Source organism: Acinetobacter lanii, assembly GCF_011578285.1.
In the GTDB taxonomy this organism is placed as follows: Bacteria; Pseudomonadota; Gammaproteobacteria; order Pseudomonadales; family Moraxellaceae; genus Acinetobacter; species Acinetobacter lanii.
On the sequence record NZ_CP049916.1, the window covers coordinates 226,464 to 249,462 of the forward strand.

Annotated in this window: 25 protein-coding genes, 2 tRNA genes and 3 pseudogenes; 16 read left to right on the forward strand and 14 right to left on the reverse strand. The window is 41.4% G+C overall.

The genetic code is table 11. The features are described 5' to 3' along the window. The first annotated feature begins 66 nt into the window (after positions 1-66). Positions 67-1,947, forward strand: a complete 1,881-nt coding sequence (locus G8D99_RS01035) for a potassium transporter Kup (protein ID WP_166321813.1) — start codon at positions 67-69, stop codon at positions 1,945-1,947. Positions 1,948-2,088: 141 nt separating this feature from the next. Here G8D99_RS01035 and G8D99_RS01040 read toward each other — a convergent pair whose 3' ends face one another. Then, positions 2,089-2,454, reverse strand: a complete 366-nt coding sequence (locus G8D99_RS01040) for a hypothetical protein (protein ID WP_166321815.1) — start codon at positions 2,452-2,454, stop codon at positions 2,089-2,091. Between the two features lie 405 nt (positions 2,455-2,859). On the opposite strand from G8D99_RS01040, the gene G8D99_RS01045 reads away from it, so the two are divergent. Further along, positions 2,860-3,948 (forward strand): DNA/RNA non-specific endonuclease, encoded by a 1,089-nt coding sequence (locus G8D99_RS01045; RefSeq protein ID WP_166321817.1) that lies wholly within the window; start codon positions 2,860-2,862, stop codon positions 3,946-3,948. A gap of 69 nt (positions 3,949-4,017) precedes the next feature. Further along, positions 4,018-4,263 carry a hypothetical protein gene (locus G8D99_RS01050; protein ID WP_166321819.1) on the forward strand — a complete coding sequence of 82 codons (246 nt, stop codon included), beginning with the start codon at positions 4,018-4,020 and terminating at the stop codon, positions 4,261-4,263. Between the two features lie 96 nt (positions 4,264-4,359). Here G8D99_RS01050 and aqpZ read toward each other — a convergent pair whose 3' ends face one another. Beyond that, positions 4,360-5,049 carry an aquaporin Z gene (aqpZ, locus tag G8D99_RS01055; protein WP_166321821.1) on the reverse strand — a complete coding sequence of 230 codons (690 nt, stop codon included), beginning with the start codon at positions 5,047-5,049 and terminating at the stop codon, positions 4,360-4,362. 109 nt (positions 5,050-5,158) lie between these two features. Continuing rightward, positions 5,159-6,202, reverse strand: coding sequence for an AraC family transcriptional regulator (locus G8D99_RS01060; RefSeq protein WP_166321823.1), 1,044 nt, complete (start codon positions 6,200-6,202; stop codon positions 5,159-5,161). Positions 6,203-6,450: 248 nt separating this feature from the next. Here G8D99_RS01060 and G8D99_RS01065 point away from each other — a divergent pair, with 248 nt between their 5' ends. Continuing rightward, positions 6,451-7,059: a sterol desaturase family protein gene (locus tag G8D99_RS01065; protein ID WP_166321825.1), complete on the forward strand. Its 609-nt coding sequence runs from the start codon at positions 6,451-6,453 to the stop codon at positions 7,057-7,059. 122 nt (positions 7,060-7,181) lie between these two features. Here G8D99_RS01065 and hisF read toward each other — a convergent pair whose 3' ends face one another. Beyond that, positions 7,182-7,940 (reverse strand): imidazole glycerol phosphate synthase subunit HisF, encoded by a 759-nt coding sequence (gene hisF / locus G8D99_RS01070; RefSeq protein ID WP_166321827.1) that lies wholly within the window; start codon positions 7,938-7,940, stop codon positions 7,182-7,184. 113 nt (positions 7,941-8,053) lie between these two features. Between hisF and G8D99_RS01075 the strand changes: the two genes are divergently transcribed. The 3 genes from G8D99_RS01075 to G8D99_RS01085 are packed head-to-tail and all read left to right on the forward strand — an operon-like array spanning position 8,054 to position 10,096. After that, complete coding sequence (locus G8D99_RS01075) at positions 8,054-9,004, forward strand: homoserine kinase (RefSeq protein ID WP_166321829.1); 951 nt, start codon at positions 8,054-8,056, stop codon at positions 9,002-9,004. 27 nt (positions 9,005-9,031) lie between these two features. Continuing rightward, the gene (locus tag G8D99_RS01080; RefSeq protein WP_166321831.1) at positions 9,032-9,661 is read left to right on the forward strand and encodes a DUF1294 domain-containing protein; all 630 of its coding nucleotides are present in this window, start codon (positions 9,032-9,034) and stop codon (positions 9,659-9,661) included. A gap of 42 nt (positions 9,662-9,703) precedes the next feature. After that, complete coding sequence (locus G8D99_RS01085) at positions 9,704-10,096, forward strand: DUF4870 family protein (protein ID WP_166321833.1); 393 nt, start codon at positions 9,704-9,706, stop codon at positions 10,094-10,096. 337 nt (positions 10,097-10,433) lie between these two features. Here G8D99_RS01085 and G8D99_RS01090 read toward each other — a convergent pair whose 3' ends face one another. Further along, positions 10,434-10,793, reverse strand: a complete 360-nt coding sequence (locus tag G8D99_RS01090; protein ID WP_166321835.1) for a transposase — start codon at positions 10,791-10,793, stop codon at positions 10,434-10,436. Positions 10,794-10,890: 97 nt separating this feature from the next. Here G8D99_RS01090 and G8D99_RS01095 point away from each other — a divergent pair. Beyond that, positions 10,891-11,460 (forward strand): annotated as a pseudogene (locus tag G8D99_RS01095) (APC family permease); the annotation flags it as partial. 22 nt (positions 11,461-11,482) lie between these two features. On the opposite strand, the gene G8D99_RS01100 reads toward G8D99_RS01095, so the two are convergent. After that, entirely contained in the window at positions 11,483-12,019 is a 537-nt protein-coding gene (locus G8D99_RS01100) for an IS630 family transposase (protein ID WP_166321837.1), read from the reverse strand. Between the two features lie 3 nt (positions 12,020-12,022). Next, positions 12,023-12,400, reverse strand: a complete 378-nt coding sequence (locus G8D99_RS01105) for an IS630 transposase-related protein (RefSeq protein ID WP_166321839.1) — start codon at positions 12,398-12,400, stop codon at positions 12,023-12,025. 51 nt (positions 12,401-12,451) lie between these two features. Here G8D99_RS01105 and G8D99_RS01110 point away from each other — a divergent pair. Then, positions 12,452-13,216: pseudogene (locus G8D99_RS01110) on the forward strand (APC family permease); the annotation flags it as partial. A 45-nt stretch (positions 13,217-13,261) separates the two neighbouring features. Next, on the forward strand, positions 13,262-14,674 hold the full coding sequence (locus tag G8D99_RS01115) for an NAD(P)/FAD-dependent oxidoreductase (RefSeq protein ID WP_166321841.1): 1,413 nt from the start codon (positions 13,262-13,264) through the stop codon (positions 14,672-14,674). A 63-nt stretch (positions 14,675-14,737) separates the two neighbouring features. Here the strand turns inward: G8D99_RS01115 and G8D99_RS01120 are convergent, their stop codons facing one another. The 3 genes from G8D99_RS01120 to G8D99_RS01130 form a co-directional block, all read right to left on the reverse strand. Next, positions 14,738-15,640, reverse strand: a complete 903-nt coding sequence (locus G8D99_RS01120) for a DMT family transporter (protein ID WP_166321843.1) — start codon at positions 15,638-15,640, stop codon at positions 14,738-14,740. Positions 15,641-15,717: 77 nt separating this feature from the next. After that, entirely contained in the window at positions 15,718-16,449 is a 732-nt protein-coding gene (gene hisA, locus G8D99_RS01125) for a 1-(5-phosphoribosyl)-5-[(5-phosphoribosylamino)methylideneamino]imidazole-4-carboxamide isomerase (RefSeq protein ID WP_166321845.1), read from the reverse strand. A gap of 68 nt (positions 16,450-16,517) precedes the next feature. Beyond that, complete coding sequence (locus G8D99_RS01130; protein ID WP_406741502.1) at positions 16,518-17,192, reverse strand: 3'-5' exonuclease; 675 nt, start codon at positions 17,190-17,192, stop codon at positions 16,518-16,520. A 100-nt stretch (positions 17,193-17,292) separates the two neighbouring features. On the opposite strand from G8D99_RS01130, the gene G8D99_RS01135 reads away from it, so the two are divergent. Beyond that, positions 17,293-17,718: a helix-turn-helix domain-containing protein gene (locus tag G8D99_RS01135; RefSeq protein WP_166321847.1), complete on the forward strand. Its 426-nt coding sequence runs from the start codon at positions 17,293-17,295 to the stop codon at positions 17,716-17,718. 79 nt (positions 17,719-17,797) lie between these two features. Here G8D99_RS01135 and G8D99_RS01140 read toward each other — a convergent pair whose 3' ends face one another. The 3 genes from G8D99_RS01140 to hisB all read right to left on the reverse strand — a co-directional run bounded on the left by G8D99_RS01140 (position 17,798) and on the right by hisB (position 19,715). Further along, on the reverse strand, positions 17,798-18,328 hold the full coding sequence (locus G8D99_RS01140; RefSeq protein WP_166321849.1) for a DUF805 domain-containing protein: 531 nt from the start codon (positions 18,326-18,328) through the stop codon (positions 17,798-17,800). 176 nt (positions 18,329-18,504) lie between these two features. Continuing rightward, a complete protein-coding gene (gene hisH / locus G8D99_RS01145; RefSeq protein WP_166321851.1) occupies positions 18,505-19,122 on the reverse strand; it encodes an imidazole glycerol phosphate synthase subunit HisH in 618 nt (205 codons plus the stop codon). After that, positions 19,122-19,715 carry an imidazoleglycerol-phosphate dehydratase HisB gene (hisB, locus tag G8D99_RS01150; protein WP_166321853.1) on the reverse strand — a complete coding sequence of 198 codons (594 nt, stop codon included), beginning with the start codon at positions 19,713-19,715 and terminating at the stop codon, positions 19,122-19,124. Before hisB ends, hisH begins: the two co-directional genes overlap by 1 nt. A 94-nt stretch (positions 19,716-19,809) precedes the next feature. Between hisB and G8D99_RS01155 the strand changes: the two genes are divergently transcribed. From G8D99_RS01155 to G8D99_RS01170, 4 genes are all read left to right on the forward strand, one after another. Further along, the gene (locus G8D99_RS01155; RefSeq protein WP_166321855.1) at positions 19,810-20,187 is read left to right on the forward strand and encodes a GNAT family N-acetyltransferase; all 378 of its coding nucleotides are present in this window, start codon (positions 19,810-19,812) and stop codon (positions 20,185-20,187) included. A 232-nt stretch (positions 20,188-20,419) separates the two neighbouring features. After that, positions 20,420-20,495: transfer RNA gene (locus tag G8D99_RS01160), tRNA-Phe, on the forward strand. A 141-nt stretch (positions 20,496-20,636) separates the two neighbouring features. Further along, positions 20,637-20,712: transfer RNA gene (locus G8D99_RS01165), tRNA-Phe, on the forward strand. A gap of 186 nt (positions 20,713-20,898) precedes the next feature. After that, complete coding sequence (locus G8D99_RS01170; protein ID WP_166321857.1) at positions 20,899-21,711, forward strand: class I SAM-dependent methyltransferase; 813 nt, start codon at positions 20,899-20,901, stop codon at positions 21,709-21,711. A gap of 57 nt (positions 21,712-21,768) precedes the next feature. On the opposite strand, the pseudogene G8D99_RS01175 reads toward G8D99_RS01170, so the two are convergent. After that, positions 21,769-22,188, reverse strand: a pseudogene (locus G8D99_RS01175) (GNAT family acetyltransferase). 275 nt (positions 22,189-22,463) lie between these two features. Between G8D99_RS01175 and G8D99_RS01180 the strand changes: the two are divergent. Continuing rightward, positions 22,464-22,919, forward strand: a complete 456-nt coding sequence (locus tag G8D99_RS01180; RefSeq protein ID WP_166321859.1) for a hypothetical protein — start codon at positions 22,464-22,466, stop codon at positions 22,917-22,919. Positions 22,920-22,999 lie beyond the last annotated feature (80 nt).

Genomic DNA, 22,999 nt, shown 5'->3' on the forward strand with positions numbered 1-22,999 from the left:
AGAAAAAGTTTTAACGCAGTGCTATGATGACGGAAAAATACTGTCTAATTTGTTGAAGACGTTTATATGCAAAGCAATGCAAAAAAAGCCGCCTTACCAGCGATTACCTTAGCTGCCCTTGGGGTGGTGTTTGGTGATATTGGGACCAGTCCTTTGTATGCATTACGTCAATGTTTTTTGACGGCTCATATTGCAATTACTGAGGCGACCGTTTTAGGCATCTTATCACTCATTTTTTGGTGCATGATGCTGACCATCAGCTTCAAATATGTCACTGTGATTATGCGTGCTGACAACAACGGTGAAGGCGGGATTATGTCATTATTGGCACTCAATATGCGTTCTACACGCATTGCCGATAATAAAAAAATCTACCTCATTGCACTTGGCTTTATCGGCGCATCACTGTTCTTTGGTGATGGCATTATTACCCCTGCAATATCCATTCTCTCTGCCATTGAAGGCTTAAGTATTGCTACACCCATGTTTAATCAGTGGTTATTGCCACTTGCGATTGGTATTCTGACCGGCTTATTCATTGTGCAACGTCACGGTACGGGCACAATGGGAAAATTTTTCGGTCCTTTAACCCTAGTTTGGTTTTTATCCATTGGGATTTTAGGACTCTGGAGCATCATGCAAACCCCATTTGTACTGACCATGATCAGTCCACATTGGGCGTTTAATTTTGTGGTGCATCAACCTTATGTAGCATTTTTAACCATGGGTGCAGTCATCCTGACCATTACCGGGGGTGAAGCGCTATATGCAGATATGGGACACTTTGGACGTTTGCCCATTAAATTGGCATGGTTCACCGTAGTGTTGCCTTGTCTACTGCTCAATTATGCGGGGCAGGGGGCATTATTGTTGCGTGATCCTGCGGCACTTGAAAATCCATTCTATATGCTGATTCCAGAATGGGCACTCTATCCAATGATTGGTTTGGCGACAGCGGCAGCGGTGATCGCTTCCCAAGCCGTGATCACGGGGGTGTTTTCAATGGTCAATCAGGCCATTCAACTGCGTTATTTACCTCGTTTAACCGTGTTACATACCTCCGATGTTGAACAGGGGCAGATTTATGTGCCCTTCATCAATTGGGTGCTGTTTGTATCGGTCGTGATTCTGATTTTACTGTTTGAAAACAGTGCCAATTTGGCCAGTGCCTATGGTGTAGCAGTGACCATGACCATGCTCTGTGGCACCATTTTAATTGCCATTTTGGCCTATGGTTTTTGGCGTTGGCCGATGTGGAAAGTGGCGTTGTTTGGCGTGCCACTGTTGCTCATTGATTTGGTCTTTGTCGGTTCAACCTCACTGAAAATTCTCGGTGGTGGTTGGGTGCCGATCTTGATTGGTGCAATGGTCTATACCATTTTAATGACGTGGAAAGATGGTCGAGAAATTGTGTTGAATCGCCTCCAATCTGACACCTTGCCTTTGGATGTGTTCATTAAAAGCGTCAGCATGAGCAATGAAACACCGATTGTCCCGGGTGATGCGATCTTCCTGACCGGTACGCCGAATGTGGTGCCGCATGCGATGTTGCACAACATTAAGCACAATAAGGTTTTACACGAGCGTAATATCATGGTCACAGTCATTACCCGTGATATTCCTTTTGTACCTGAAAATGAGCGCATTCAAGTGGAAAAATTGGATGAGCGATTCTTCCGAATCTTTGTGTATTACGGGTTTAAAGATCAGCCGAATATTCCTGCCGCATTAGAGAAAGCCTATGCGCAAGCAGATGCTGAATTTAATATGATGAGTATTAGCTTCTTTATTTCTCGAGATCGTTTGATTCATACCGTGGGTGATGGAATGGCGCCGTGGCGTGAAAAATTATTTATTTCCATGCAACGTAATACCAGTCCGGTGAGTGACTTCTACCAAATCCCGCCCAATCGTGTGGTTGAAATGGGTAGTCAAATTCAAATTTAATTTGAAATTTACCTATAAAAAAGCCAAGGCTCATGTCCTTGGCTTTTTTTATGTTTTGTTTTATTCAATCTTGGAACAAAGCCCTGACTGAATTGCGGTTAAAGATCTATAGGACATCGTGATTCTTAAAGATTGCTCTGCTTAATTGGTCGGATCAACATTCTCAGCATCATTGGACAGCTGTTGAGGTGCTTCAGATAAATTCTCTGCTTGAGGGGGAGTGGCAGGCTGAACAGCTTCGGGATTAGCTGTAGGCGCAACTGCTTCAGGCGGTGTTATATTCGCTATTGATGTAGGCGCTGCGTTGGCATCTCCTAGCAATTTCACCTGACCACTCGACACCAAGTCATTGAGTGAACCGGGTTGACCATTCACAGTCGTGGTCACTTTGACTTTAGATAAACTTTCTAGTGTTTCCCCAGCTTGAACAGGAGGCTCAGCAAATGCTGAAACAGAAGCAAAAGATAATCCTGTCATTAAACTTAAAGCTAAAAATTGAGTACGCATAATTGACTCCGATGTTTTATTTAATTTGAAAAAATCATGTCAATCTTTAAAACTCGCTGATGGGTTAGCGATGGGAAGATGACGCTTGAAATGGATTGGATAATAAAAAATGCATTGAATTGCTGAAAATGTCAGCATTTAAGATGCCATAGTTTAGAAAAGGCTTTCCACTAGAACTACGCAAAGTCATCTATAGTTATTCGAAACTGCTGTATAAGGACAACATTTTGTTACTTAAATTTAGTGCAAAAATCAGCACAATTGTAGAAGATTTATTCACTTGAAAATTCACTTGATATACATCAATCTGAATGCTTGTTAAGCTATTTTGTCGTCGATTATTCATACAGCATTTCGCCAAGATAATAGTCGAAACATAATTTAGAAAAATTGGATATCACTCGATTGAGCAATTTAGCGGTTAAAAGTATTTTAGGTCTTGTCGCAGCAGGTGGTTTTGCACTGAGCTTTGGACAAGAGGGCATCTCTCAATATATTCCTTTTAGCAGTTCGAGCAGCAATTCGACCTGCTTAAAGCAGTTTTATCGTGAACAACCGCCGGTTTTAGTCAAAGAAAAATTACAGAAAAATACCTACCCACTGTGTTTTAACGGTTTTAACGTGATGTATTCGGGGGTTTCTAAAACCCCCTTGTGGACCGCTGAATATTTATCGGTGCAGCGTTTGAGTCAGAAGATTGCGCGTGAAGACAGCTTCCATGAAGAGTTACAAGTCAGCGCCAGTGATCGTGCCACTTTGGCGGACTATAGAGGCTCAGGCTATGACCGAGGTCATATGTCGCCAAATGCGGATATGCCCACCAAAGAAGCCCAATTTGACAGTTTCTCACTGGCCAATATGGTGCCCCAGTCACCCAAAAATAATCAGCAAGTATGGCGTGAGCTTGAAGAAGCCACTCGTGCCATTGTGACCAAGCAAAAGCAAGATGTGTATGTGGTGACGGGTCCGGTATTTTCGGGTAAAAAGCTCAAGACCATTGGCAAGGGGGTGATTGTCCCGAGTGCTGTGTTTAAAGCGGTCTATTTACCTAAAAATGGCATTGTAGGGGTGTATTACGCACCAAATGACAATTCATTGCAGGTCAAAGTGATCAGCGTCTGTGAATTAGAGGAAATGGTGGGCATGAATGTGTTCCCGCAATTAACCTCAGAGCAGAAGCGCAATACTTACCAATTGCCCTTGAAAGCCTCGCAGGTTAAAGCCAATAAAACCATAGAGTATTCACATTGGGATGCAGAAAGTCAGTGTGCAGTCGATATTCCATCCGATCAGATTAAAGCCTTACAAAAGAAATTTGTCGCGCCTAAATCGATGTCGACGACAACCACAACTTCAAGCAGTACCGCCACTGAAAACAACACAGCAAACAATCAAAGCACTCAGTCGCATGAGGAGAACAGTTCTCCACAAGCACAAGTGATGGAATCCTTATTGGACGCGTTGCTAAAATTTTTGATGAGTTTGTTTAAATAACAGGTGCAGACAGGGGCTTGGACGTATTATATTTTGCAGCATAACAACCACAATTTTTGAGAAAATAACATGTTCAAGCCTTTTGTTGGTGGGACTGAATCGCATGCCATTCATGACCTGACCTTAGAAAATGATCTAGATCGTATTAATGTGTATGGCAATTTACAGATCACCAAAGATCAAGCCGGTCTAGCGGCGGCCAAAGCCTTACAAGCGTATTTGAATGAGATTGTCAGTGCTTTAGAACAGGATAAAGCGCTGCCTGAAGCGATTGAAACACCAGATGAAAACGAAGTTGAAAATCCATTTCTATAACATCGCATTGTTCTAAATGTGATGAAATGCTGAGAAAAAAGCCTGCATATTGCAGGCTTTTTTATGCGTGGTTAATATTAAGATGGGTTCAGCCGTTTATTTAGGTTCGTTGGCAAAGCCTTTATAGATTAATGCTCCGATTATTGCACCGACAATTGGCGCAATCCAGAATACCCAGAGTTGCTGTAAGGCATCGGTTGCGGCAAAGAAGGCCACACCGGTACTCCGTGCAGGGTTAACTGAGGTATTGGTCACTGGAATACTGATTAAATGAATCAAGGTTAAAGCCAAACCAATCGCAATCGGTGCAAAGCCCGCAGGAGCACGTTTGTCGGTAGAACCCATGATCACAATCAGGAAGAAAGCTGTCAGTACAATTTCAATGATGATCACTGAGCTAAGCGCATATTTGCCTGGGGATAAATCCCCATAACCATTGGTGGCAAAACCGCCAGTGGTGGTAAAGCCAGCTTGACCTTGAACAATCAGATACAGCACAAATGCCGCAGCGGTTGCACCGATCACTTGCGCAATAATATACGGAAGCAAATCTTTGGCATCAAAACGCCCACCGACCCATAAACCTACGCTGACCGCAGGATTAAAATGTCCGCCTGAAATATGACCTAGAGCATAAGCAGCGGTGAGTACGCTAAGACCGAAAGCAAGCGCAACCCCTGCAAAGCCAATACCGAGTTCTGGGAAAGCAGCAGCCAATACCGCACTACCACACCCTCCGAAAACGAGCCAAAAAGTCCCTAAAAATTCAGCCATATATTTATTCATTGTTATTCCTATTCGATTTATATTTTTAAAATTTAATGATTCTTAAAATGTGAATCCGGTTTACACAACCACTTTATTGATGTTGTGGTGCTTGTATTTTAATCTGTTTTTAAGTTTTGTCTTCATTAGGCGATGAGCTGTCTTTCGCTTGATGTCTGTGCTTGATTCGCCATTGTTGTGGCGTCATGCCCATCCATTGTTTAAATGCCCGCTGAAAAGCACTTTGTTCCGAATAACTCAGCAACAAAGCGATCTCTTGTAAGCTCAAATAAGGATCTTGTAAATATTGTATTGCCAACAGTTGGCGTACCGCCTGAACCCGTTGCTGATAGGTGGTGTGTTGCTGTTTTAAATGCCGTTGCAGTTGGCGTACCGACAGGTTGAGTTGAGCGGCAATGGTGTCGATCTGATAACGATTCTTCTGTAAGCCCAATAAAATAGATTGTTGCAGCCGTTCATCCAATTGGGTGCTATTGGGTAGTTGATCTAACAACGCGTTGGCTTGTTGCAGCAGTAATTTTTGTAAGGTCTGGTCGGCTTGCTTAATGGGAGTTTGTAGAAACTGTAGTGGAAAAAGGATCTGTACTGTAGGCTGTGAAAATCTCACTTTACAATGAAAAAAACCTTCATACAGGGCAACATTTTTTGGGGCAGGATATTTGAAATGCACTTCATGAATGACAAGTTGATCGACTTGCAGATACAACCTCAAAAATTGCACCAATAAGGCAATGGCGATTTCATCGGTGATTTGTGTGGTCAAATGAACTGGAAGTTCATCCCAACGTACCGCTAAATGTTCACCCACTAGATCAATCTTTAAGGGTGAACCATCGTAAATCAAACGATGTAAATCGTGATAACGTGTCAGCGCTTCCGCTAAGGTGTCACAAGACAACGCAATATAGGCAATAATCCCCAAATGCTTAGGTTCCACATAGCCAGCAATGTCTAAACCTAAAGCCGGGCTATGACCACATTGTTGAATTTCATTGAGAATTTCTCGCCAGAGACTAAAATCAAAACGCTCGGCTTGTTGCACATTCGCCAAAGTAGCAGGAATCTCGAGCCCTTTACACGCACAATAATGATAGAGCAGTTGCCCGAGTCCGCCATAGACGGAACCTGAATAGTCTTTAAGTGGTGCTGTCATGGGACTCTTTTTTATTTTCAATTTGATTTTTTCAAGAATCGTTTAGATTACTCGCTTATCTCAAGTCTGAACATACCTAATCTTAGATGGACGAACCATGTAAAATTAAACCTCCAATGCTGAACCTCATCTATTGAGATCAATGTCGTGATTTGTCAATGAAATAAAAATAAATGGTCAATCATGTTAAATAGCGTTCGGCTATATTAAAGCTCATAAGATTGAAGAATAAAGAGTGAGCAATTCAGATGTTAAAAGGATTTTTAATCGGATTGGTGTTTGCCAATGGTTTTGAATGGGTGGCACATAAATATATTTTGCATGGCACGCATCGCACAGGACAACCACGTTTTAGCCCGATACCACGTAGTATGAAGTCGCATTGGGCACATCATCGGGAAGTACGCACTGCAAGCTTCCATGATGTGGGTTATGTTGAAGGTATTTCTAATTGGCGCACTAAAAATGAAATTGTATCTTTAGCCATTGTCGCAGGGGGGGCGAGTTTAGCGTTTTATCCGATCTCTAAAGGCATGGTATTGGCATCACTATATAGCGCTGGCAATTATTATTATATTCACCGCCGTGCGCATTTAGAGCCTGAGTGGGCGAAAGGCAAAATTCCGTGGCACTATGATCATCATATGAATGCCAATCAGGATGCCAATTGGTGTGTGACTAAACCGTGGTTTGACTATTTACTTGGGACTCGAGTCATTTCATCTGCCGATTTACAGGAGAAAAATCCTTTGGGTATTGCTTTGCCTAAGCCACTGTCGATATGGCTGAGCGACAAAGTCAATCGGGTTTTTCCGGCCAAGTGGGTTGAACAGCCTCAGACATTAACAACACAATGAGCATATTAAGTTCTCAACCACTCCTATTTGAAAAGCTTGGGTTTATTTTGGGTGTATTCTTCGGGCATAAAAAAGAGGTCATTTGACCTCTTTCTTCAATAGCGTATTTGAATAGTGCGCTATCAAAGACGCATTTCAATGCCTTGTGCTGCCAAATACTGTTTCGCTTCTGGAATGGTGTGCTGACCAAAGTGGAAAATAGACGCAGCCAGTACAGCATCTGCACCGCCTTGTAAAATACCATCAGCCAAATGCTGTAGATTCCCGACACCGCCTGAAGCAATGGTTGGAATCGTCACGCGGTCATTAATTTGACGCATCAATTTTAGGTCATAGCCAGCTTTGGTGCCATCGGCATCCATTGAAGTAATCAACAATTCGCCTGCGCCGTATTCCGCCATTTTCACAGCCCATTCAATCGCATCAATGCCGGTTTCTTTACGCCCGCCATGGGTAAAAATTTCCCATTTATTCTCAGCAGTACGTTTGGCATCAATTGCGACCACGATGCACTGTGCACCAAAGCGTTGAGACGCTTCTTGCACAAATTCAGGGTTATAAATCGCGGCTGAGTTGATGCTGACTTTGTCTGCACCTGCATTGAGCAATAAACGGATGTCTTCCACTTTACGTACGCCACCACCGACAGTTAGCGGTACAAATACGCTTTCTGCCATACGTTCAACGGTACGGTAAGTAGTATCACGACCATTCGATGTCGCAGTGATATCTAGGAAGGTAATTTCATCGGCACCTTGCTCATTATATCGGCGTGCCACTTCAACAGGATCACCTGCATCACGGATATCCAAAAACTGAACACCTTTCACCACTCGACCATTATCTACGTCAAGGCAAGGAATAATACGTTTAGCAAGCATAATTTTTTCCAAAAATAACAGCCGATTATGAAACTTCCCGCCTTAGGTGCTACACCTTGCTAGTGGGAGCGGGTATTCTATCAAAATTATGTAAGTTTTATCGCAGGTTTTCTATGTCGGTCTATACCACTTTGACTTTAAAGGAAGTTCAAGATTTTGCAGCGCCTTATGGCTTAAAAATCGTGGACTTGATTCCAATTCAAGGCGGTATTCAAAATACCAACTACTTTATTGTCGGTGAAAATGATCAACAATTTGTACTGACCATTTTTGAAGAAATGGATGAACAAGGTGCAGGGGAGTTGGTACCGGTGCTTGAGCATTTGGGCAAACAGGGGCTTGCTGTACCTGTTCCACTGACTCACAGTGGTCGTGCGATTCAAAGTTTAAAAGACAAACCTGCACAAATTGCACCGCGTTTAATCGGCAAACATCCGATGCCATCGAATATTGAGCAAGTCAAAGAAATTGCCATTGCTCAAGCCAAGATCCATGTGGCATTACAAGATTTCCCACTTGAACGTGCTTCATACCGCAATCATGATTATTGGCTCAGTGTGGCAAAGAGCATTAAGCCGACATTGAATCCTGCCGATACAGTGCTACTCAATAATCTGCTCGGTCTCTATGACGCCTTAACTGCCATGTATCCAAACCGTCCTAAAGGCTTTATTCACTCAGATTTGTTCCGTGACAATACCTTATTTGAAGGCGATCAGCTCAACGGTATTTTAGATTTTTATGAGTTAAATAAAGATGAATTACTGTTTGATATTGCGATTACCATCAATGACTTCTGCACCGAATATCCAGACGTGCATCTCAATGAAGCCAAAGCTCAAGCGTATTTAGAATCCTATGAAAGCGTGCGCCCACTCACTTCAGATGAGAAAGCCTGTTTAGAGCTTTACTTAGCAATGGCAGCAGGACGTTTCTGGATGATGCGCTTACAAGTGGCACAGAAAAATGCGGAATTGGGGCGTACCGGGGGCGATATTTTGCAAAAAAATCCGGATGAGATGCGTAATATGTTGGTAGAACGATTAAAATTCGTCACTGCTTAAACTTAAGACATTGAAATAGGAATAACAATGCGCGATCAGGGTCGATTAGTAGAATGGTTTGATGATAAAGGTTATGGCTTTATTCAACCCAATGATGAAAGTAAAGGTCGCGTGTTTTTACATATTAAGGATTTTGCTCGTCCCGGTCCGCGTCCCATTAACGGTTGTGCCTTAGAGTACATCGTGCAATTGGATGGGCAGGGGCGGTATAAAGCCAAGCAAGTGACCTATTTAAAAGCCTCACAAACCCAAAAGGCTCAGCCACTCAAACATAATAAAAATATAAAACAGAAGCCTACAAAGTTACAGCCGATGCAAATCGCAGCAATCATCTATATCGTGGGTTTAGCATTGTTGACATTTACAGGGTATCTAAATTCGATGTTGCTATTAGTGATTAGCATTATTAATGCGATCACCTATTGGATGTATGCACAGGATAAAGAAGCTGCGCAATTGGGCAATCGCCGTGTGCCTGAAAATACCCTGCACCTTTTGTCGTTTTTAGGGGGCTGGCCGGCGGCATGGCTCGCGCAACAACGATTACGACATAAAACACAAAAACAACCGTTTCGAAAAATCTATTTCTGTACCATAGTCTTTAATATACTGTTGATTCTTTGGCTGATTTCGCCTTTGAACCTGCTTAAAATGTAAAGTGCTTAAAATGTAAAATAGACTGACTTAAAAAGGATAAAAATGAATTATTCAGTAGATCAAGATTCAAATCGATTCCTCACCATTATTTTATATATCCTATATATCATTGCGATTTTCTCAGCAGGGATTTTGGCGCTTATTGCATTGCTGATTAATTACGCAAAACGTGATTCAGTGCGAGGTTCAATTTTTGAAAGTCATTTTACTTGGCAAATTCGCACCTTTTGGTGGTATCTGATTTGGAACATAATTGCTTTTATTCCCTTCCTGTTTTTATTTTTTACCGGTGAAAACGCAACAGCATTTGCAGGGGTAGCACTGGGTGCATCGACCTTCTGTATTGCGGTAGTGGGTTTGTCTTGGGTCTGGATTGTATATCGTGCGATTAAAGGCTTGATCAAAGTGAATGATAATCAGCCGATGTATCAGTAATACACAGGTGGTGAGAAAAGGGTGGTGATGACCACCTTTTTTTATGTTCAAAATTTTTGTACGCATCACTGCGCCATTTTAAATCACATCATTGCAGGTATGCATCGTTTTGGATTGCTTTCTTGAATTAAACTTACTTTTTTATAATTTTAAATCAACATATTTAAAAAAATAAATTTACATTTTTTATATTTATAATTTACTTTTTTAAAATAATTAGTTTACATATTTAATATTTATAATTTACATTTTTAATAAAATAAATTTACATTAATGTGCAGTTATTTATTTAAATAAAAGACAGTGATTTTATTTAAATTTTTTGTGATGAAGTTGCTCAGGCATAGTAGCGTCCACGACGTCTCTTAAGACCCAATTGGTGAATGGAACGAACTAAAACGGCATAAGAAACAGCATAGCCAAAGTGCTGTTCAAATAAAGGGACTAAATCACTAATATTTTGAAATTTTGTATTTTTTACAAATACTTGGAATTCATTCATGTCTTTTATATGAGAGGGCGCACCACGATTTTTTGCAGCTTTTGGCACTAAGTCTCCCGTTTCTTCTTCAAGTTTAATCCATGCATCTAGCGTCACTCTAGAAATGTTAAATTCCTTGCAAACAGCTACCTTATAATCGGTCTTTTTGTACATTTGAATCGCCGCTTTTCGTATCTCTAAACTATATTTAGGCATAGATCCTCTGATTATTTAAATTTGATTTTTTTATTATATGGCATAGTTGTTGCAAAAATAAAAATATCTTTGATAAAAATATATGTGGGTGATTGAAATGGAAAAAAATGCTATTTCTTTCAAGAAGATGTCTTTGTGGCAAGTGGTGATCATTGGTGTGGCCTATATGACCCCCATGGTGGTGTTCGATACCTTTGGTATTGTTTCAGGGATTACTGATGGACGCGTTCCATTGGCTTACATTCTCGCGCTATTTGCCATGCTACTCACCGCATTTAGCTATGCACGGTTTAGCCGTCAATCGGATAAACCGGGTTCTGCTTATACCTATACCTCAGAAGCCTGCGGGCCAAAAGCGGGTTTCTTTGTGGGGTGGTGTGCCTTACTTGATTATATTTTGTTGCCTTTGGTGAATGCATTATTGGCAGGCATATATCTTGAAGCTGTGATTCCAAGCGTTCCCTATTGGGTTTGGGTCAGTCTCTTTGCTGGACTGGTCACTTTGATTAACTGCTTCCGAATTAATATTTTAGCCAATTTGAGCTTGATTTTCGTGGCGGCACCCTTGGTCTTGATGGGCATGTTCATATATTTGGTGATTCGCGGGATTGGGGAAGAACAAGGCTATGCGTATGTGCTGACGATTGCACCATTGTTTAATGGCGATATAGCTAAATAAAAAACATAAGCTACATCATTTTAAAGACGATATCTAAAGCTTCCTGAAAGGTTTTATTATTCTGAGCAACCATATGTCTGACTTTACTTTTTAGGACAGACCATGCTCTCTCAATAGGATTTAGATCAGGACTATATGCCGGTAGATAAACAATTCTTATCTGATATCGTGCTGCCAAATCATCAATTACTCGACCTTTATGAATGGATGCATTATCTAGAATCAGCAAATAACTCTTAGTCTGATCATCCTTTTGCTTTAAATCCTGCAACAAATATTCCAACCAACAGACAAAAATATTCCGATCACACGAACCGTGAAAAACTAAAGGTTGAGTAAACTTGAATGGTGCATTTGATCTGACCGCACTGATCATACTGAGTCTCGTGCCATGCCCACCTGACTTAAATGCATGACAACGTTGACCTTTTGGAGACCAACCATATTCTGCGGTTTCATTGGTATTGATGCCTGATTCATCGATATAAAGAATGTGATCTTCACCATATTGCTGCTTCCACTGAGGCAAACCATTCAAATACAGCACGGCTTAACTTGCAGGCTTGTTTGTAGAGAAAACTCTTTTTTTACGCGTCCAACCCATCTTATTTAGAGCTTTTAAAATGACATGATAGCCAACGCTATAACCGAATTTCTGTTCAAACAAAGGAATAAGATCTTTAGCTTGGGTAAATGGCGTTGTTTTTACAAATGCTTCAAAAGCTTGCAGGTCCAGAATCTTTGAGGGACGTCCTACATTTGGAGACTTAGGTTGTTTGAGTTGACCAGTCTGCTGTTCGATCAGAATCCAATCATCGAGCGTGGTTCTGGCAATATTAAATATTTCGCACGTCTTAGATTTATGCTTTGACTCTTTATAAAACTGCATGACTTTTTCACGTAGATCGACAGAATATGTTTTTGGCATAATTTTAAAGGTGAGTGTTTTTTCTATTGTAGCTCATCTTCTTAATTTAGCTATAGCAGTATTCTGCCACTGATTGCAGGGGCATCAATCCTGTGTTTCTCCTTCTTAGGCTTCGATGCAGTGACCACCATGTCGCATGAAACCAAAGATCCCAAACGAACCATTCCTCGTGCAGTGATGCTGACGACATTGATTGGTGGCGTGGTTTTCTTGGGAGCATCTTGGTTTATTCAGTTGTATTTCCCTAGCAATGTGCGTTTCAACAACCCAGATGAAGCCTTACCTGAAATCGTCCTGTATGTCGGTGGAGCATTGTTCCAGTCGGTGTTCCTGTGTGCTCAAATTATGAATACTTTTGCTTCAGGCCTAGCGACGCATGCCAGTGCATCACGTTTGATTCATATCATGGGGCGCGATGGTATTTTCCCTAAATCTACTTTTGGTCAAGTACATGCCAAATTGGGAACGCCGCTTTATTCAGTATTGGGTGTTGGGCTGATTTCTATGTTCGCGATTGCACTTGACTTAGCCACAGTGGTCAGCATGGTGAGTTTCGGTGCACTGATTGCGTTTACTGCGGTGAATTTTTCAGTCTTTATGAAATTTTATATTCAAGATAAACAACGTAAAGGTTGGAAAAATAAATGTCTTAATTTGGTTTTACCTTGGATGTCGGTTGCCGTGATGATGGGGCTTTGGATCAACCTTGAAACAACAGCACTAACTTTTGGCTGTGTTTGGTTGGCGTGTGGCGTGGTGCTCTATATCTATAAACGTCTGAAAAAACAAAATATCGTGATTAGCGGTGCTTATTAAAACCGTTTTGAACCCTTTGAATTGAATAAAATGAGTGTGGTAAAAATGAAGATCGAGAAACCAAAATTTGTTGCAGATGTTGAATTTAAAAACAGTGTAAATGTACAAAGTAGTAAGGAATGGAATTGGATTCATCCAACAAAGGGACAGTTTGATTTTCCTGCCAATTATTATGAAAGTTCATTAGTAGATTGGCATCAATTTCCACAACTCAATGCAGATTTAGAATGTGATGTGGTGGTGATTGGCGGTGGCTTACTCGGCACATCCACTGCGCTGCATTTGTCTGAACAAGGTGTTGATACCATCTTGCTTGAAAAAAACCGAATTGGGGGAGCAGCATCAGGACGTAATGGTGGACAACTCACGCCTGGACTTGCACGGTGGGAAGCAGGCGAGATGATCGAGCATTTCAGTTATGCAGATGCAAAAAAACTCTGGCATTTCACTTCAACTGAAGCAATGAGCCTGATTGACCAAATCCAAGACCGATACCAATTAGATCTACAACGCAAACGTGGACATATCACCGCTGCCGTGCATGAAGGGCATTTGGTGGGATTGACTCAAGGCGCTGATGCACGAAAATTTTTAGGTGAAGCACATACCACCATTGTGGGTAAACATGAGCTTCAAGCGCATATCGCATCTGACAATTATTGTGGTGGTTTGATCGATTCATTAGGCGGACATATTCATCCCTTGGCATTAAACCGTGGCTTGGCGTATGGCTTCTGTCAAAATGGTGGAAAAATTTATGAACAAACTGAAGTGCTGTCTGTGGAAGAACGTGAAGACGGTGTGTATGTCACTACCACCCAAGGCGTGATTAAAGCACGTAAAAGTGTGGTGATGGGCGTACACCATGCTTCATTTAAGCTGTTAAAACAAAATAATCAAACCACCATTCCCTTTTATACCTATGTGTGTACCACAGCGCCTCTAGAGGTTGATCTCAAAGAACTTTTACCGACAGATGCACCTGTATACGACACCCAATTCCAAATTGATTATTACCGTGGTGTTTCCGAAAACCGCTTATTGTTCGGTGGAGAGGGCACAGGTTCATGTTGGAATCCAGACAAGACCTATCAATATTTATTAGGCCGAATCAAACATGTTTTTCCGCAGTTAAAGTCGGTTGAACTGGATTTTGTGTGGAGTGGCACAACGGACCTCACCATGAATGGTGCAGCGGACAGTCGTAAGTTTGGCCATAAATTCCCAATCTATGCAGTGCAAGGTTGGAGTGGGCATGGTGTGGCACAAACGGTACGTATTGGTAAAGCCATTGCAGATGACTTTTGTGGTCAAGCGGATGATTTCAATATGTTAACCAGCATTCAACACAAAGACATTTTATTTGGCCGTGCTTTGGCCCCACTGGTGATCCCAATGGCGAAAAGCGCCTATGGACTCGGTGCTTTGGTTAATCCGGGAAAAATGGTGTCATTCTAATATAGACTCTCCCTCTCTCTCAGCGAAAAAGCGAGTGAGAGGGAGTGAAACGAATAAATAACGTTACGAATGGACTTCTTTCTTTTTCTTTAGAAACTTCGGTCGCCATTCACTGGTGATTACACCCAACACCACCAAAGCACCCCCTAAAATAGCCAAAAGCGGTAAGCGTTCACCGGCTAAACGACCAATCAATGCTGCCCACACCGGTTCACCTGAATAAATAATGGCGGCCTGAGAAGGATTCACTGCACGTTGCGCCCAGTTCATTACCAATTGAATGACTGCACTGGCAAAGCCTAAACCGCAGAGGATACTGACTAACATCCAATTCCACTGGGGTAAATGGGTTTCACCCAATATAGGTGCCATGATGAAACAGAACAATGAGGCGAAGATCAGTTGCAACACGGTCACACGTTTAACATTCACTTGGCCACCAAAGTGGCTGATCAAAATGATTTCTAGAGCAATCGCAATTGAACCTAAAATCGTAATGATCTGACCAAATTTCAGCTGGATGGCACCAAAACCATTCCCCGTTAAAAAGACCAAGCCTAAAAAGGCCAATAATGCCCCTAACCATGTCATCAGATGTGGTTTTTGGCGGAACAGTAACCATAACAAGATCGGTACAAGTGGTACGTAGAGGGCAGTTAAAAATGCCGACTCACTACTGCTGATACTTTGTAAACCAATGGTCTGTGTGCCGTAGCCAATCGCAATGACCGCACCAATACTGGCACCTGCAAGCAATTCTTTAAGATTAAAACCGCTTAACGATTTCCAAGAGATCACACTCACAGCAAACGCTGCGGCGGCAAAACGAAACGCCACGAATAGAATGGGTGTGGAAAACTGTAAACCGTATTGCACAGTCAGGAAACTACCGCCCCAAATCATGGTGATCAGCACCAAAGCAATTTGTGGCAGTTTAGCGTGAAGCGGATGCTGCGTTGAAATCATAGGAGAATGGAAAGTTCAAAAATAAAAAAATATAAAATAAAAAAGAGGCCCGAAGACCTCTTTAGCATACATTTGGCTTAGATGGCTTGGTCATCCCAAAGCGCTTGTGCTTCACGCAGGCTCAATGTGCCTTCATAAATCGCACGACCGGTAATTGCACCTAAAATGCCCGGCTGGCCTTTTAAGTTACGTACGTCATCGAGGTTGGTCACACCGCCTGAAGCAATTACTGGTAAACCAGAATAAGTCGCAAGATTTACCGTCTGTTCAATGTTGACCCCTTGCATCATGCCATCGCGTGCGATGTCGGTATAGACAATGCTGGACACGCCTGCATCCGCAAAACGTTTAGCAAGATCAGTTGCTTTCACGTCAGTCACATTGGCCCAACCATCGGTTGCCACCATGCCGTTCATGGCGTCGATCCCAACAATGATGTGACCTGCAAATTTTTTGCATGCTTCTTCAACAAAGGAAGGGTCTTGTACCGCTTTTGTTCCGATAATCACAAAAGAAACGCCTGCATCTAAATAATGCTCGATGGTTTCAAGTGAACGGATACCGCCCCCAATTTGAATTGGCAGTTCAGGTTGTGCTTTCGCAATCGCTTCAACCACAGGTTTATGAATAGGCGTACCTGCGAAAGCACCATTCAAATCGACGAGATGTAAGCGACGTGCGCCTTCATTGACCCAATGCTGTGCAGTTGCCACTGGATCGTCAGAAAATACGGTATCGTCTTCCATACGACCTTGTTTTAAACGGACACATTTGCCATCTTTCAGGTCAATTGCAGGGATGATCAGCATGCTTTCGCTCCTTGCCTCTATCTCATTAAATTTAATGTCCCCAATCTTAACAAAATATTGGCGATTCTCTAAGCCTCCGTTGGCTCTTTTATGGCATTTGTACGTATTGGATATTTCAAAGGGAATTTAAAAGAGGTATTGGGGGTTATTCCACGGCGTAATAATTCTTCTAAAATCAGCACAGGCGCATAGGCATCTGCCGCTGCATACAGGATTTGTTCGGGGTTTAATTTGGTTTTTGACCAATTTGAAGTGCTGATTTTTTTGTTTTTAATAAAGTGCTGTTGAAACAATACAGCCACCGCACTTTTAACCCCCATTTGGGTTTTAATGCCAAAAGATGAAAAGCTTTTTGCAAGATCCACAATGCCATTCAGTTCAATGCCTTTTTTACGAAATAAATGTGCATCATTTTTCAGACCAAATCCGACTTTGATTTGTGCTGGATTGGCCAAAATGGGGTGTAAAAATTCTAAAATGTTAGGACTGACTTGAAACAAATAAGCTTGATCAAAAGTTGCAAGCTGAATCAAGTGGGGGCCTGTAGACACTTCACCTTTACTGAAAGTCGGTTTGGATTCAGTATCAAAACCCAAAATTTGGGCTTTTGAGAGTTCTTCGGCAATCTCTTGGCATTGTGTGATGTTCTGAATCACCACAATCTGTTTAGTGCCGAGCGACTGAAACATCGGGAATTGGCGAATTGCATCGGGTTGGGGTAATACAGGAATTTGGGCGTCCACGTGGGTCTTAAATTTTCATGAGCAGTACACATCTTATAACAAGATTTGCTTCTATAATGATAGGGTAAAGTGCATAGATTGAAGTAAAGAGGTGAGTGCAATGAGTCATCAGGATGAAGACCTGTTTAGTGAAGGTGCAAAACGCATTAAGCAGTTGATTAAGGATAAAAACCTAAAACCGACTGACATTGTCAATGCTTTAGGTGTATCCAAAGAAACCGTATCTAAATGGGTACAAGAGTCTGCAACGCCCAATGCACAAAGCCTGATTGAATTGGCAAAATTATTAAGTGTCACGGAACGTTGGATTGCAGAAAGTAAAATACCGAAGAAAACCGAGCCGGAGAGCAAAGCGGTTGTCGTCCCAGAAGATAAAGCAGGGGTTCTGCTTAAACAGGCGTCGCCTGATCAATTGATTGCGGAACTTAAATCACGTTATGCCGCTTTAAATTTAAAAGCAGAGATCAAAGTCACCGTTGAACCAATTGCGGGCGGTTTTGTTTCGAAAGAGGGTTTTGAGGACTAAGTTTATAGGCTTGGTATCTTATATATTTTAGAGATGCTTCATCTAAGTCTCTCAAAAGTCTTATTAATTTTTATTAAAATTAAAATCTTAAGGCTTGTGAAAAGGCTGAAACAAAAATTAATAACAGAAATACCCCAATAATCACTGTGGCATATGCGACAAGTGACTCCCAACCTTTAGTTAATCGGGGTGCACCATATACGTTCTCTTGCAATTGCCCCTTTTTCATGACCAACCAAAACAAAAATAAGATATTCAAAATCGGGACAATGTTAAGCAGTGCTAGCCAACCAGAATAGCCCATGTCATGCACACGCTTGATAGTGAAGACAGTGATGAAATACCAAATGAATGCGTTATATAAATAAAAGAAAATATTTGAAGGGTTAGCGTATTCCTGAAGCCAAAAGATAAATTGCACCCAATCGGTCTTGTTTGTCTGTGAAAATACAAGATAACTAAGCAACAACAGGGCCAAACAGCAGAACATTAAAATAACGTTCCACGTAATAAAGGTGGCGCGGCCGATACGACCTTGATATGAATAAAAAGGTCGCTGATCACATTTAGATAAATCGAGGTGATATACCTCAGGAACAGTATCGTGCATCGTAATTCTCTTTATTGTTATCTTAAGATTTTAAAATTGGTTATTTTTGATTTTTAGTTTTGGGCTTGATCAATGTGATTTAGATCACTTTTTACACTGCCTAAATAAAAAGATCAAGTTTTGACAAACTTGATCTTAATAGAATGATCAGACAAACATAAAAGTGGAAGTAAAAATTAAATTTTCCATTCCACAAAGTTTTTCAGTAACTGTAAGCCTGCTGTATGACTCTTTTCAGGGTGGAACTGGGTCGCAAACAAGTTTTCTTTATGAATTGCGGTACAGAACTCTAAACCATAATCACAGGTCGCAGCCACAAGCTCAGCGTGTTTTGGTTCTACATAGAAGCTATGCACGAAGTAGAAACGCGCATCTTGTTCAATGTTATTCCACATTGGATGACTTGGATCAGCCTGATGCACTTGATTCCAACCCATATGCGGCACTTTTAAACCGTCCACATCGGGAAAACGTTTTACTGCACCTTCAAAAATACCCAAGGCATCAGCACCGCCATTTTCTTCAGAATGTTGCATCATTGCTTGCATACCGACACAAATCGCCAGTACCGGTTTATTGAAGACCGCATTGCGTACCACGTTATCAATGCCAGCTTCATGCATACCTTGCATACAGTCACGCATTGCACCTACACCCGGGAAAACAATTTTATCGGCTTGCGCAATCAGTTTTGGATCGTTGGTCACATCTACAGTAGCACCGACATGCTCCAATGCTTTCGCTGCAGAGTGTAAGTTGCCCATACCATAATCAAGAAGCGCGATACGGGTCATTACAAGCTCCCTTTGGTTGAAGCAACCGTATTTGATGCACGAGGGTCAACCTCGCACGCCATACGTAAAGCACGTGCAAATGCTTTAAACACACTTTCAATTTGGTGATGGCTGTTTTTGCCTTTCAAATTGTCAATGTGTAAGGTCATCAAGGCATGGTTTACAAAACCTTGGAAGAATTCAGAGAACAGATCCACATCAAAACGACCGATCATAGAACGGGTAAATGGAATATCCATAAATAAACCCGGACGACCTGATAAATCCACCACCACACGGCTTAAAGATTCATCGAGTGGTGCATAGAAATGACCATAGCGACGTAGGCCTTTTTTATCACCCAAAGCTTGTGCAAAGGCTTGACCTAAAGTGATACCGCAGTCTTCTACCGTATGGTGATCATCGATCTCTAAATCGCCATCACAATGGATATCAATATCAAATAAACCATGACGCTTGATTTGATCGATCATATGATCTAAAAATGGAACACCCGTATTGAGGGTGCCTTGACCCGTACCATCAAGATTCACTCGAACTCGAATTTTAGTTTCGTTCGTGTTTCTTACTACTTCACTGATACGTTGCGTCATAGACACGTTCCTCAAAAACGTTAAAAATGATGAATATAGATACTTCGCGGTGACCGAAGTCACAGCATATTAGATTGCTCAGGAGGGTTAATCAATGCCTATAACCGTACATGCAAATACTTCCATTGAAAATACAGAAGTACGTGAACAGCTTGAGCGTTTGTACGATACAAGCCCAGAATTTGGGGATGGGCAGGATGCCATTGAACAACTTGAGCAGAACCTTGCTCAGTATACCTTACTTTATACCGCAGTATTTAATACAAAAATCATTGCGGCAATTTGGTCAACCGGGCAAGGCGACCGCCGTACCCTAGAAAATATTGTGGTGCATCCTGCCAATCGTGGGCGTGGTGTGGCAGAACGCCTGGTCAGTGAAGTCTGTCGTATGGAAGAAGAGAAAGGGGTTAAACACTTTGAGCCGGGCTGTGGTGCGATTCATCGTTGCTTAACCAGTTTAGAAAAGATTTAAAACGCTGATTCGTCTTTCAATTTGCACTTTAAAAGATTAAGACAAATTAAAAGCAGTCCTCTAAAGGGCTGCTTTTTTAGTTGTGAATGATCTGAACTCAAAAAATGCTGCACTATTTTTAAACGAATAGCGGCTAAATACAGTCAATTTGATTTAAAACTAGGCATTTGCTTAGGTTTTTCGAAAAACCCGCTTGACGATCACGAGGCGAAACTGTTTAATACGCTTCATCGGCGTGATAGCTCAGTAGGTAGAGCAACGGATTGAAAATCCGTGTGTCCCCAGTTCGATCCTGGGTCTCGCCACCATATTCAAAAAATCTCTGACAAGTTCAGGGATTTTTTTTGCCTAGAATTTGCCTAAAGTTTGCTTAAATAGTATGCGAACAAATAAAAAACGCATGATTTATATTGACTAATGGGCTGAGTTACGGCTTAATACACGGCATCGGCGTGATAGCTCAGTAGGTAGAGCAACGGATTGAAAATCCGTGTGTCCCCAGTTCGATCCTGGGTCTCGCCACCATATTCGAAAAAACCTCAAACTTCAGTTTGGGGTTTTTTTATGCCCAAAATAAAGTTTTTACTGTTAAACAGTGCTGAATTTTATTGTTATTCAGATTAAATGATCGAAATTGTCAGACATATTTTTTCTATAAGCCCTGTTAAAGCATGTAGAGTGAAATCAAAACAACAATAATATCGAACCCATATGAAAGATTTATTCTCCGAATGTAGTGCCTTATATCAGCAAGCCCGCCCGAGTTACCCGCATAGCGTGATTTCTGAAATTTTAAACTATGTACCTTCTCAGCATTTTGCATGGGACTGTGGGGCAGGTTCAGGTCAATTTACCCAACTGTTGGCACCTTATTTTGAGCAAATTGTGGCAACTGATATGAGCGCTCAGCAATTGCATCAGGCGCCGTATTTTGAAAATGTCAGTTATCAAATTCAACAGGCAGAACAAACGACATTTTCAGACCATAGTTTTGATTTGATTACCGTTGCTCAAGCGATTCATTGGTTTGATTTCGATGCCTTTTATGCAGAAGTGCGCAGAACCTTAAAAAAAGAAGGCATCATTGCTGTCATCGGTTATGGCACGCTAAGCACACAAGATGTGGCGTTAAATCAGCAGATCCAGCATCTGTATAGCGAGATTTTAAAAGACGACTGGGATCCTGAACGAGGCTATATCGATGCACATTATCAAACCATTCCCTTTCCATTTGAAATCCTGTCTGATTCCACCTCAAGCATGCAGTTTGAGTGGAGTAAAGCGCAGTTGTTGGGCTATTTAAATACTTGGACTGCGGTGAAACATCATCGTGAAACGTATGCCCAAGATCCGCTTGCCAATATCACGGCATTTTTAAATGATCATGAAGAAAGTATTACAGTTGAATTTCCGCTTTTTGTTAAAATTGGCAAACTCAAGAAAACCAATGTGAAGCAACATCACAACCGTGACATGGGGCAGGTGTTTGGCTTATTTAAAATGCGTCGTCTGATCATGGGTTAGTCGATGGCTGTATCACCCTAAAAAAGAGAGCCTTTTAAGAGCAATGAAAGGCCATGCTTAATCTTGAATGAGCCGTTTGCCTAAACAGACCATATCCATTTCTTCATAGCCCAATTGTTCATAGAAGCTGTAAACATCGATATTCTCTTTAGGTAGCAACAGTTGTAGCTTCGGGCAACCGAGTGCAATCAAACGCTTTTCAAGTTGCTGGATCAATGCGGTCGCCACGCCATTGCGCTGAGCATGTGGATGTACCGCCAAATAATTCACCCAACCTCGATGCCCGTCATAGCCACCCATTAAGGTGGCAATCAACTGATCATCTTTCACCGCCACTAAAAACAGCCCATCCTTGTGTGCCACTTTTCTAAAAATGTCGATTTCAGGGTTATTCCATGGTTAGGTTAAATCACACAATTCCCATAGCACAATAATGTCGTCTAAATCACTTTCAAGATAAGGTCGGATAATGAACATCATATTAATGATTATTTATTGATCTACTTAAACTAGCGCAATTTTGATTTTTTAGTAAGTGAAATGAGTGTGATTTCTTTAGCTGATTACACAATCTAATGCCAAGGCGATCATTAAAAAAACTTTGTTTATGATATGTTTTACATATATTTTATTGATTGATAATTGATCAATTGTATTTAATAAATTGTTGTTTTAATAGGTTAATTTAACCTATTGTTGAATATTATTAATTCAACTAAAATCTAAGTTGTTTGATCTTGGGGCTTGAAGAAATGAATGTTCTAAAAAGTGCAACTCAGATTTTTTTGTCGCTCTTTTGCGCGATGACGGTTTCAGCTTATGCTAATCATACACTGATCGGTTTTAACCCAATCTCAGATGACGATTTAAGACAGGTGAGTGCAGCCTCTCGTTGGCTTGATGTGGCAAACCTCAATCATGTTCAACATCAATCGAAACGAATTAAGCAAGCTCAGTGGTCTTTACAAAATGAAGCATTGACGGCTGATACCAATGCGTTTGGGCAGGATCGGATCATTTCACTGTTCAATCACATGCAATCCAATCCTGCCACTCAATTTTCAATGCAGGACAATCAGATTGTGATTCAACTGAATAACGTACATTTTGAGCGCATAGAAGTGGATATGAATATCAATGGCTTAAAGAAGTTGATGGATCCTTTAAATATGACGCAATCATTGATGACTGGTGCAGTGGTCAGATAACAACGCGATCAGTACTCATAAGCGCTACAGATACTTTTGTTTAGCGTTAAAAAAACGCCCCATAGGGCGTTTTTTATGAC